General features: G+C 69.4%; 10 protein-coding genes. 4 read left to right on the plus strand and 6 right to left on the minus strand.

What is annotated here, in order from left to right; all coding sequences use genetic code 11:
* Nucleotides 1-41 precede the first annotated feature (41 nt).
* Complete coding sequence (locus tag ACFVKT_RS03080) at nt 42-932, plus strand: oxidoreductase (protein WP_385726929.1); 891 nt, start codon at nt 42-44, stop codon at nt 930-932.
* 42 nt (nt 933-974) lie between these two features.
* The gene (locus ACFVKT_RS03085) at nt 975-1,772 is read left to right on the plus strand and encodes a hypothetical protein (protein ID WP_385726931.1); all 798 of its coding nucleotides are present in this window, start codon (nt 975-977) and stop codon (nt 1,770-1,772) included.
* Between the two features lie 29 nt (nt 1,773-1,801).
* On the opposite strand, the gene ACFVKT_RS03090 is transcribed toward ACFVKT_RS03085, so the two are convergent.
* Together ACFVKT_RS03090 and ACFVKT_RS03095 are read right to left on the minus strand one after the other, a co-directional pair.
* Entirely contained in the window at nt 1,802-2,851 is a 1,050-nt protein-coding gene (locus ACFVKT_RS03090; protein ID WP_385726933.1) for an MBL fold metallo-hydrolase, read from the minus strand.
* Between the two features lie 497 nt (nt 2,852-3,348).
* Nucleotides 3,349-4,701, minus strand: a complete 1,353-nt coding sequence (locus ACFVKT_RS03095) for a discoidin domain-containing protein (RefSeq protein WP_385726935.1) — start codon at nt 4,699-4,701, stop codon at nt 3,349-3,351.
* A gap of 181 nt (nt 4,702-4,882) precedes the next feature.
* Between ACFVKT_RS03095 and ACFVKT_RS03100 the strand changes: the two genes are divergently transcribed.
* Nucleotides 4,883-5,137 (plus strand): hypothetical protein, encoded by a 255-nt coding sequence (locus ACFVKT_RS03100; RefSeq protein WP_385726937.1) that lies wholly within the window; start codon nt 4,883-4,885, stop codon nt 5,135-5,137.
* A gap of 40 nt (nt 5,138-5,177) precedes the next feature.
* Here the strand turns inward: ACFVKT_RS03100 and ACFVKT_RS03105 are convergent, their stop codons facing one another.
* Nucleotides 5,178-6,527 (minus strand): lysine N(6)-hydroxylase/L-ornithine N(5)-oxygenase family protein, encoded by a 1,350-nt coding sequence (locus ACFVKT_RS03105; RefSeq protein ID WP_385726939.1) that lies wholly within the window; start codon nt 6,525-6,527, stop codon nt 5,178-5,180.
* A 51-nt stretch (nt 6,528-6,578) separates the two neighbouring features.
* Between ACFVKT_RS03105 and ACFVKT_RS03110 the strand changes: the two genes are divergently transcribed.
* Nucleotides 6,579-7,526: a methionyl-tRNA formyltransferase gene (locus tag ACFVKT_RS03110; protein ID WP_385726941.1), complete on the plus strand. Its 948-nt coding sequence runs from the start codon at nt 6,579-6,581 to the stop codon at nt 7,524-7,526.
* A 35-nt stretch (nt 7,527-7,561) separates the two neighbouring features.
* On the opposite strand, the gene ACFVKT_RS03115 is transcribed toward ACFVKT_RS03110, so the two are convergent.
* Genes ACFVKT_RS03115 through ACFVKT_RS03125 form a run of 3 tightly spaced genes read right to left on the minus strand, consistent with a single transcriptional unit; the run spans nt 7,562 to nt 10,578 of the window.
* The gene (locus ACFVKT_RS03115) at nt 7,562-8,455 is read right to left on the minus strand and encodes an ABC transporter ATP-binding protein (RefSeq protein WP_385726943.1); all 894 of its coding nucleotides are present in this window, start codon (nt 8,453-8,455) and stop codon (nt 7,562-7,564) included.
* A 3-nt stretch (nt 8,456-8,458) separates the two neighbouring features.
* The gene (locus tag ACFVKT_RS03120) at nt 8,459-9,556 is read right to left on the minus strand and encodes a FecCD family ABC transporter permease (protein ID WP_385726945.1); all 1,098 of its coding nucleotides are present in this window, start codon (nt 9,554-9,556) and stop codon (nt 8,459-8,461) included.
* The gene (locus ACFVKT_RS03125; RefSeq protein WP_385726947.1) at nt 9,553-10,578 is read right to left on the minus strand and encodes a FecCD family ABC transporter permease; all 1,026 of its coding nucleotides are present in this window, start codon (nt 10,576-10,578) and stop codon (nt 9,553-9,555) included. The genes ACFVKT_RS03120 and ACFVKT_RS03125 overlap by 4 nt, the downstream gene beginning before the upstream one ends.
* Between the last annotated feature and the right edge of the window lie 29 nt (nt 10,579-10,607).

The raw sequence follows: 10,607 nt of genomic DNA on the forward strand, positions 1-10,607 counted from the left end.
CGTATGAAGATCATCCACCGTACGAGCCGACGGGAGACGGCGTGAGAGAAGGCGGACGGGATCTCGGCGGGACCTTTCCGCTCGGCCCGCGACGGGTGCACCGGACCGGCTACGGCGCGATGCAACTCGCCGGCGACGGGGTCTTCGGACCCCCGCGCGATCGCGACGAGGCACTGCGGGTGCTGCGGGCCGCGGCCGACGCCGGGGTGGACCACATCGACACCGCGCAGTTCTACGGAGCGGGCACGGTGAACGAGCTGATCCGAGAGGCGCTGCACCCCTACCCGGACGGCCTGGCCATCGTGAGCAAGGTGGCCGCCCGGCACGGCGCCGACGGCTCGTTGCTGCGCTTCGACGAGCCGCACCAGCTCCGCCAGAGCATCGAGGAGAACCTGGCCACGCTCGGTGTGAGCAGTCTGGCGGCTGTCAACCTGCGCGTGATGGACCCGTCCGAGGCACCGGAGGGCCAGTTCGACGCCCAACTGGCGGCGCTGGTCAAGGCCCGCGACGAGGGGCTCATCGAGGGCGTCGGCCTCAGCAATGTCTCCCGGCGCCAACTGCTGAGAGCCGTCGCGCAGACGGAGATCGTCTGTGTGCAGAACCTCTTCAACCTGGCGGACCAGCAGTCCATGGACGTACTCATCGAATGCGCGGAACGGAACATCGCCTTCGTTCCGTTCTGCCCGCTGGGGTGGCCCGGTGAGGTGCGGCACCGGATCCTCGGCCATCCTGCCGTCACGGCGTCGGCCGGCCGACTGGGGGTCGCCCCGGCGCAGATCGCCCTCGGCTGGTTGCTCGACCTCGCCCCGAACGTGCTTCTCATCCCCGGAACCCGCACACGCGCGCACCTGGCCGAGAACATCGCCGCCGCCGGCTTCGTACTCGACGACACGGCTCGTGCGGAGCTGAGGGGGCACTTTCCCGCCGCCTGACTGCGTGGCAGCACACCAACCCGTTCGCTTAGGCTCGCGGACATGGCAGATGTGTTTGCGGGCGTCCGTCTGCTCGGGCCGCCGGCTACCGACGGAGAGTACGTCGCGCTGAGCGAGCACGAGACAGTTCACTTGCATGAGTACACGCGGATCTATGCCGTGCCGGGCCTCTATGAGCATGTCGTCCAGGACCGGCTAAAGTGCAGATCGCCGCAGGTCGCGGCCGAGGGCTTCCTGCGCGCGGCCGCGACCCTCGGTTTGGAGCCGGGCTCGATGACGGTCCTCGACGTCGGCGCCGGCACGGGACTGGTCGGCGAACTGGTGCGTCGCGGTGGCGTGGCCCAGGTCGTCGGGGTCGACTCGCTGGCGGCAGCGCGCGCGGCGAGTCTGCGGGACCGGCCGGGCGTCTACGCCGACTACGTGGTCGGCGACTTCTCGCGCGGCGACGAACTCCGTGAGGCACTAAGCCCGTACGCGCTCGGGGGGCTGGTGTCGGCCGGAGCGTTCGGCGGCACGCATGCCACACCGCGGGCGCTGGACTACGCACTCGCGGTCCTGCCGTCCGGCGCTCCCGTGGTCTTCACGATCGATGAGCGGTGGATGGACGAATCGGACCCGGACGGGTTCGGTGCCGCCGTCGAGAGGCTGGTGGCCGGCGGAACTCTTGTCGTGCTGGAACGAAGCCGGTTCCGGCACCGGGTGACGACGACCGGCGAGCCGATCTTCTACGAGCTCGTCGTGGGCCGGACCGGGGGGGGTGAGGCGAACGACCTCACTGGCCCGCCCCCGGGCGGAGCGGGCCAGTCGGCAGGCAACTCCCGATCGCCGCCCACCCGTTGAGCGCTGCGCCGAGGCCCGCTCCGGTGCGATCAGGGGTGGACCTGCGAGTCCACACCGAGGTCGAGGCGGAGTGATTCGAGGATGAGGAACGTCGTACTGGCCGTGTAGACGTCGGCGGCGGCGAGGACGCCGGTGTATTTCCTGATGACCGGCTCGGAGGCGTAGGCGACCTGGGCGGCCTGGTACGCCTTGACCGCGGCCCACACGTTGTTCCCGTACTTCGCGAAGTACGGCGTGGGGTCGACAGCCGTGAACGCCTTCTTGACGTTGTCGATGATGTCGTCAACGTACTGCTGGTGCACGACCATGTCGTGGCGGGTGCCGAGTCTGCCGATGTGGCCGCCGACGAAGTGCTTCCACGGGTAGCTCAGGGCCTTGTCGGAGGCGGCGATGGTGCCGGGGACGTCCTCGTTGAGATTGAAGCTGTCGAAGGGGACCCAGCCGGGCAGCAGGACGTCGACGAGCATGAGGGTGTTGCGCTCGGGCAGGTGGATGTAGACGTTGTCGGGGGTGTGGTTGGTGCCGTGCCAGGCCAGCTCGATGCGCTCCCCGCCGACGCGCAGCGTGTGGCGCTTGTCGAAGGTGACGTCCGGAACCGGCCGGGCCGGGTCGTTGTCGCGGGCCAGGAGCTTCTTGGTCTCGCTGTGGCCGACCCGGACCACGTTTCGGCCGAACAGCGACGACGCTCCGAGATGGTCGGCATGGTGGTGGGAGTAGACCAGGTGGGTCACCTTGTTGGGGACGCCGTTGGCTGAAGCGATCTCGTCGATGGCGCGCTGGAGGTTGTGCCCGATGGACGGGGGCGCGTCGAACAGCACGACACCTTCACGGGTCGTCAGGAACGCCGCCTGGTAGGTGCTGTCGGTCACCCAGTACAGGTTCTTCTCGATCCGCCCGACGTAGTAGCCCTGCGCGTTGACGGCGGGACCGAGCGCGGACGGTGGGATCGGCGCGTAGTCGGGAAGAGTGGCGGCCGATGCCTGGCCGGCCAGGGCGCCGTCGGCCAGCGCGGCGACGGTGGGGACGGCAGCCAGCGCGGCGCCGCGTGCGAGGAACGAGCGGCGGTTCGTCGAGGACATGGTGCTTCCCTTCGGGCGGTGGTGACGCACACGGGTGCATGACGTACGGGTCCGACCTGTCCGAGCCGGGGATCCGCAGCAAAGTGGATCTCGCTCGTCGACGATCGGGCGGCTGGGCGCCGTAGGCCGGCACGACCGCCTCGCCGATGTACACCGCGAGGAGCCATGACGATCACCTTTCGACTGCGGCCGAGCGTGGGCCGCGACCACAAGTGCCCTGCCACGCCACAGACTTGCCGTGGGACAGGTGAGCGGTCCTCACCGGATTCCGGTGATCTCCTGGAGGCATGCCGGCGGGCGGCCGATGACGGACGCGGCCGGGGGTGCCTCTACAGGGAGTGGGGGAGCTCGGTACGCAGCCGAGCCTTGAACGGCCCGGGGCTGCTACGCGCCGGGCATGCCCCGGGGCGGCGGTCGGGCCCGGTCCGCTCCCGGGCCCTACCGCTGTGGCACACCGGGGTGAGCGGCTGCTCGTCAGCCGGGGCCTTGGACTCGTATCAGCCGAAGACCTTGAACTCGTAGATGCGGGTGGCGGGGTCGGTCGTCTGGGTGGGGGTGGTGACGTTCAGCCGGACGTAGCGGGCGGAGGTGCCGGTGAGGGTGTGTGTGGTGACGCCGGCGGTGTTGGCGGTGGCCTGGGCGACGGTGGTCCAGGTCGTTGCGTTGGTGGAGACCTGAACGGTGTACGCCCGGGTGTTGTAGGTCGCGGCCTCGCCGCCCGCGCCGGCGTGGTCGATCTCGAGGCCGGTGAGGGTGTGTGCGGCGCCGAGGTCGACGGTGAGCTGCGACGGGGAGGTGAGGGAGCAGAACTTGTCGCTGTTCCCGCCGCTCACCGTGCCGTTGACTGCTTTGGCGGGCGTCTCGTTGCTGTTGCAGGAGGTGCTGCCCGTGGCGCTCTTGCCGAGAGCGAGGTTGGTGGGGCCTGTGCCACCGGCCATCGCGGCGCTCACCGAGGCGGCCCACTGCCAGGGCGCGCTGGTGCCGCCGGGCAGCGAGTTGAAGTACTCCCAGCCGGAAACTCCGCCGAAGGAGGGGTACTTGGCGGTGAGCGTGGCGAGGGTGCTGTTCAGAACGCTGGGATCGACGTAACCGCTGCCGCAGTTGGCCGGGTTGGTGAGGGTGCCCGCGACGACCCGGTCCGCGGGGATCACACCGCGGCTGATGATCGCGTCGTAGCCGCTGGTGGAGCTGAGCGAGCCCCAGCCGCAGTAGAACTGGGCGTTGAACCAGGCGATGGAGCTCGCGCGGTCGCGATAGAGCTGGTCGTAGTTGAAGCCGGAGAGGTTGCCGCCCCCGCTCAGCGCGGTGGCGACGGGCGCCAGGGTCACGATGAAGCCGGCGCCGAAGTCGGTGTGGAGCTGGTCGATGAGCCGTTCCACGCCGGCCAGGGACATGTACTCCTCGACGTCCAGGTCCAGGCCGTCGAGGTGGTAGGTGGACACCACGTTCTTCAACAGCGGGTAGTAGGTGGCGAAGTCGGTGTCCAGGCGCTGGAAGGTGCCCTGGGCGGCCCCGCCGACCATGCCGATCGCGTGCACGCCCTTCGCCTGCATCGCGGCGACGTCCGTCCACATCTGGTTGAACATCGCGTTGCCGGGCGGGTTGTCGTTCAGATGGACCGACAGGTCGCTGTTGAGATGGAAGGCGCCGATCAGCAGGTCGGTGACCCCGGTGTTGTTGTTGGTGAGGCCCAACGGGGAGACGTAGGACCCGTTGGAGTACTGGGTCTGGTAATAGACCACGACCCGCTTGCTGCTTGCCGCTGCCGCGGGTGTCCCGGTGCCGAACAGCACGGTCGCGGCCGCGACCAGCCCGGCCACCATCCGGACGAGCGTTCTCCTGACAGTCATGCCTTGGCCTCCTTGGCCCCTCGGGCGGGGGGTGGTCGCGGCGACGACCACAGCAGCCCCAGCCCCGATGACAATGTTGTCATGAACACTCCGATGTTGTCAGAGGTCATCTGACCGGTCGTTTCGTATACAGGTTTCGGGGAGTGCCACCACTCCCGGACCGCCTCCGTGTGTTGAACCCGTGAAGCCGGTCGTCGGGGCCGCCGCGTTGCGGGAGTCGCCTCAACGGCTCGCGCGTCGCAGGAAGTTGCCAAACCGTACGTGTGTCGGCACCTGGGAGAAGTTCACCCTCGTCGACGCGGGCAACGGCAACGTCGCCCTGCGCGCCCAGGCCGACAACCTCTACGTCTGCGCGGACAACGCCGGGACGTCACCGCTGATCGCCAACCGTACGGCCGTCGGCACCTGGGAGCAGTTCACCATGGCCACCGCGTAGTCCTCCTCTCTCTCGCGGGGCCATGGAGGGGAAGTCGGTGTCAGCCGACGCCGAGGCGTGCGACCAGGGAGTCGTGGATCTCGCCGGCTCGGACGGCCGTGGTGGACAGCAGGGTCGAGGTCAGTCCGTGGGTGTGCTCCGTGCCGCCCTGGAGGTAGATGCCGGCGGTGACCTCCGGCGCGACCTCCACGCGGTGGTCGCGGCCGACCCGGACGGCGTCGCCGTCGTCGCGCAGACACAACTTGGCGGATTCGCCCAACAGGGTGCCGATGCCCTGGGACCGGTACCCGGTGGCGTGCACCAGGAGGTCCGCCTCCAGGGTCTGCCGCTCGCCGGTCGGAAGGAACTCCACCGTGACGTCGAGGCGTTCACCCAGATTGGTCACGTCCCGGATGCGGGAGACGTTGAGGAAGCGCAGCCGCTCGCGGCCGTGCACCTTCTCCCGGTACGCGGTCGCGTAGAGCGCCTCGATGAGATCCATGTCGACGACCGAGTAGTTGGTGGAGCGGTGGTAGTCGACGAGTGACTGCTTCACCTCGGACGGAGCCCCGAAGTAGACGTCGACGGCCTCGGGGTCGAAGATCCGGTTGGCGAAGGGGCTGTCGTCGGCCGGCGTGTAGCCGTACTTGGCGAACACCGCGCAGATCTCGGCCTCGGGGAAGGCGCGGTGGAGGTAGTCGACCGCCTCGGCGGCACTCTGGCCCGCGCCGAGGACGACGGCCCTGCGCAAGGGGGTGCCCGAGGCCTGGAGTTCGGCGACCCGGGGCATCAACTGGCTGTTGTGCCAGATGCGTTCGGACAGTTCCGTGCCCGGCGGCAGATGGGGTTCAAGACCGACGGCCACGCTGATGTTGCGCGCCCGGTGGAGCACCGTACGGGTCGGGTCGTCCGCATCGCGGCAGGTGACGTCCAGGTGTGCGATGTCACCGTCCGCGTCCCGCACCGGCTCCACGGACAGCACCTCGGAGGAGTAGTCGACCAGGTGCCCGACCCGGGTGGCGGCCCACTCGAAGTAGTCGTGGAACTCGACCCGGAGGGGGAAGAGAGTCTTCTGATTGAGGAAGTCCACCAGTCTGCCTCGCTCCCGCAGGTAGCAGAGGAAGCTGAAGTCGCTCGTCGGATTCCGCATTGTGACGAGGTCTTTGAGGAAGGACACCTGCATGGTCGCGTCGTCGATGAGCATGCCACGATGCCATCCGAAGCGTGGTTGTCGTTCGAGGAACAGAGCGCTGAGCCGCTGTTCCTCCGGGAGTTGAGCGTTGTGCTCTTCAACGGCTATTGCCAGTGCCAGATTTGACGGTCCGAAACCAATTCCGAGGACATCGTGAATGACGTGCGGCCCACCGCGCGGTGATTTCACCGTTCCATCGCCTCCCTCAGCGCGGCTCATAGTAGATAAGGTAAGGCTTACCTTGCAATAACGTCGAAGGAGAGAACCGCCATGCGGGTCGTCATGTTCGGCTATCAGACCTGGGGCCACCGCACGCTGCAGGCGCTTCTGGGCACCGATCACGAGGTCGTCCTCGTCGTCACCCACCCCAAGAGCGAGCATGCGTACGAGAAGATCTGGGACGACTCGGTTGCCGAACTGGCCGCCAAGCACGACGTTCCCGTACTGCTGCGCAACCGTCCCGACGACGCCGAACTGCTCGACACCCTGCGGGAGTTGGCCCCGGACATCATCGTGGCCAACAACTGGCGTACCTGGCTGCCCCCGGAGATCTTCGACCTGCCACCGCACGGCACGCTCAACATCCACGACTCGCTACTGCCCGCCTACGCGGGCTTCTCGCCGATCATCTGGGCCCTCATCAACGGTGAGGAGCGGGTCGGCGTCACCGCGCACCGGATGAACGGTGAACTCGACGCCGGAGACGTGCTGATACAGCGCTCGGTGCCGGTGGGTGCAGCCGACACCGCGACCGACCTGTTCCACCGGACGGTGGATCTGATCACGCCCATCGTGCGTGAGTCCCTGGACCTGATCGCCGCGGGCGAGGCCCGCTGGCAGCCGCAGGACCGCACACGCGCGAGCTTCTTCCACAAGCGGTCCATCGAGGACAGCCGGATCAACTGGTCCTGGCCCGCCGAGGACCTGGAACGGCTGGTGCGCGCCCAGTCCGACCCCTACCCCAGCGCCTTCACCCACCACCGCGGCGAGCGGATCCGCATCGTGTCAGCGGCCGTGTCCGAGGCGCGGTACGGCGGGACACCCGGCCGCATCTTCATCCGGGAGGGCGACGGCGTGGTCATCGTGGCCGGAGCGGACGCCCGTGGCGGAAAGAGCCGTGGCCTGGTCATCCGCCGGCTGCGCACCGAGGACGGCACCGAGCACGCTGCGAACGACTACTTCCGCACCATGGGCGGCTATCTGACGGCCCGCCCCTGAACACACAGCAGGGCCGGCCCGGGCGCGCGCCCGGGTCAGTCCGTGCCGGCCGGAACCGCGTCGTGATGGCGGCCCATCGGAATCACCAGCGGGGTACCGCTGACCGGGTCGGTGGTGACCTGGCAGCGCAAGGCGAAGACGTCCTCGACCGTGGCGGCGGTGATCACCTCGGCCGGCGGCCCCTGGGCGACGATGCGGCCGGACTTCATGGCGATGACGTGATCGGCGTACCGGCAGGCCTGGTTGAGGTCGTGCAGCACCATCACCACCGTGCGGTTCTCGCGCCGGTTGAGGTCCGTGATCAGGTCCAGGACGTCGATCTGGTGGGCCAGGTCCAGATACGTCGTGGGCTCGTCAAGGAGCAGAACGGGCGTGCCCTGCGCGACCGCCATGGCGATCCAGGCGCGCTGCCGCTGACCGCCGGACAACTCGTCCACGGTGCGGTCGGCGAGGTCGGTCAGACCGGTCGCCTCCAACGCCCCGTGCACGGCGAGCTCGTCGGCCCTGGACCACTGCCGCCACCAGGTCTGGTGCGGTGAACGGCCCCTGCTCACCAGGTCGATGACGGTCAGCCCCTCCGGCGCCACCGGGGCCTGCGGCAGGATGCCGAGCTGCTGCGCCAGTTCCCGGCTGGGGATGGAACGCAGCGCCCGGCCGTCCAGCTCCACAGAGCCGGCACGAGGTGGCAACAGCCGGGCCAGAGCACGCAACAGCGTTGATTTGCCACAGGCGTTGGCGCCCACGATGGCGGTGATCCGGCCGGGCTGGAGCGCCAGGTCGAGGTCCTCGACGACCACCCGGCTGTCGTACGCCAGATGCAGACCGCTCGCCCGCAGGTCGGGGCCGGGGGAGGGGGAAGGGGCGACTGTGGGGCCGGCCGCCGGGCCGGTGTCGGGGCTGGGAGCCTGGCCAGGGGTGGTGGTCGTCATGTGTCAGCCTCCTGTGCCCGCGCGGTTGGCGCGGATGAGCAGCCAGAGCAGCACCGGCGCGCCGAGGACGCCGGTGACGATCCCGACCGGCAACTCGATGCCGGAGATCGCTTCACGTGCGATGAGATCGGAGCCGAGGACGACCAGTGCGCCGGTCAGTCCCGAGGCGAGCGGCGGCGGCCATGCCGTACCGGCCAGCCGCTGGGCGATCTGTGGAGCGGCAAGCGCCACGAAGGCCACGGGTCCCGCCGCCGCCGTACCGAAGGCGACCAGGCCCACACCGGTCAGCATCAGGGCCAGCCGGACAAGCTGCACGGGGGTGCCGAGTCCGGTGGCCACGTCGTCGCCGAGCTGCAGGGTGCGCATCCAGCGGCCGCAGCCCAGCGCCACCGGAACCAGGACCACCAGGGCGACGGCGAGCGTGGAAACCTGGTCCCACGTACGGCCGTTGAGATTGCCGACCAGCCAGCCGACGGCGGCCTGCGCCTCGAACTGCCGGCCCCGGGCGAGCAGGAAGTCGGTGGTGCTGAAGCAGATCCAGGACACGCCGATGCCGACCAGGATGATGCGGTAGCCGGTGGCCCCGTTCTTCCAGGACAGCGCGTACACGACGAGCGCCGTGGTCAGGGCGCCGAGCAGACCGAGGCCCTGAGTGCCGAGGCCGCCGTCCCAGCCGAACACGATGCCCGCAACGACTGCCGTACCGGCGCCCGCCGTAAGGCCGATCATGTCCGGACTGGCCAGCGGATTACGGGTGATGGTCTGGAACAGCGCCCCCGAGATTCCGAAGGCGATACCGACCAGCAGACCGGTCAGGGCGCGTGGCAGCCGCAGATCCTGTACGACGATCACGGTCCCCGGATCGCCCGATCCGGCCAGCGCTTTGACCACCTCGGGCAGGGTGATCGGATAGTCGCCGATCGACACACCCCAGCAGAACAGCGCGAACACCGCGACGGTCAGGGCCAGGCAGACCATGACCAGCCGCGGGCGCAGCACCCCGGACACGGGTGGTGCGTTGAGCCGGAAAGGCCGGCGGTCCCAGGGCGTCCGGGGGCGGCGCACGCCGGAGTCGGTGGCGACGGGTGCGGACACGCTCATACCTCCGCGAGCTTGCGTCGGCGGACCAGGGCGATGAAGAACGGGCCGCCGACGAACGCGACGAGCACGCCGGCCTGGATCTCGACCGGCCGGTCCACTACGCGTCCCAGGATGTCGGCGGTGAGCAGCAGGCAGGGTGCCAGGGCTGCCGAGAGGGGCAGCAGCCACCGGTGGTCGGGGCCGAGCCCGGCACGCTGGGCGAGGACCCTCGCGAGGTGCGGGACGACCAGGCCGAGGAAGACGACCGGGCCGATGGCGGCGACCGAGGCGCCGGTCAGCAGCATGACGGCGGTGACTCCCTGGAGTCGTACGAGACCCAGTCGCCGTCCCAGTGAGGCGGCCACGTCGTCGCCCAGGGCAAGGCTGTTGAGCGCCGGCGCGGAGGCGATGGCGAGGACCGCGCCCATGGCGAGGAAGGGCAGGATGCGCTCGGCCACACCGCTGTCCTGCGTGGCGAGCGAGCCGGCCGACCAGAAGCGGAAGCGGTTCAGGGCATCGGGGTCGGTGAGGACGACGGCGCTGGTGAGCGAGGAGAGCAGCGAGGTCACGGCGACCCCCGCGAGCGCGAGTTTCACGGGGGTGGCGCCGGAACGCCCCATCCTGCCCAGCATGAAGACCACCACGCTGGCGACGAGCGCACCCGCGAAGGCGAACCACACATAGCCGTAGAGCGATCCGACGCCGAACACCGCGACGGCCACCACGATGGCGAAGGAGGCGCCCGCGCTGACACCCAGGATCCCGGGGTCGGCGAGCGGGTTGCGGGTCAGGGCCATCATCAGGGCGCCGGACACGCCGAGCGCGGCGCCGGTGGCCAGACCGAGCGCGGTACGCGGGACACGGACCGACCAGATCACGTCCTCGACGGTCTGGCTCGGTGCATGACCGAAAACTGCCTGGAGGACCTGGAGCGGCGGGATGCTCAGTGCGCCGAGGCCGAGCGACAGCAGGCACAGCAGGGCGAGGACGGCGACGATCGAGCCCACGAGGAGGGTGGGCCGCAGTCTTTCGGCCCGGGTCACCGGCCTGGCTCCACGTCAACATCCTTAGG

It is taken from the genome of Streptomyces sp. NPDC127595 (assembly GCF_042671685.1).
Classification (GTDB): domain Bacteria; phylum Actinomycetota; class Actinomycetes; order Streptomycetales; family Streptomycetaceae; genus Streptomyces.

What these genes read in the sequence shown, in the direction of transcription:
- ACFVKT_RS03085 (WP_385726931.1), top strand. Translation starts at nt 975, where the DNA reads ATGGCAGATGTGTTTGCGGGCGTCCGTCTGCTCGGGCCGCCGGCTACC.
- ACFVKT_RS03090 (WP_385726933.1), bottom strand. Translation starts at nt 2,851, where the DNA reads ATGTCCTCGACGAACCGCCGCTCGTTCCTCGCACGCGGCGCCGCGCTG.
- ACFVKT_RS03095 (WP_385726935.1), bottom strand. Translation starts at nt 4,701, where the DNA reads ATGACTGTCAGGAGAACGCTCGTCCGGATGGTGGCCGGGCTGGTCGCG.
- ACFVKT_RS03105 (WP_385726939.1), bottom strand. Translation starts at nt 6,527, where the DNA reads ATGAGCCGCGCTGAGGGAGGCGATGGAACGGTGAAATCACCGCGCGGT.
- ACFVKT_RS03110 (WP_385726941.1), top strand. Translation starts at nt 6,579, where the DNA reads ATGCGGGTCGTCATGTTCGGCTATCAGACCTGGGGCCACCGCACGCTG.
- ACFVKT_RS03115 (WP_385726943.1), bottom strand. Translation starts at nt 8,455, where the DNA reads ATGACGACCACCACCCCTGGCCAGGCTCCCAGCCCCGACACCGGCCCG.
- ACFVKT_RS03120 (WP_385726945.1), bottom strand. Translation starts at nt 9,556, where the DNA reads ATGAGCGTGTCCGCACCCGTCGCCACCGACTCCGGCGTGCGCCGCCCC.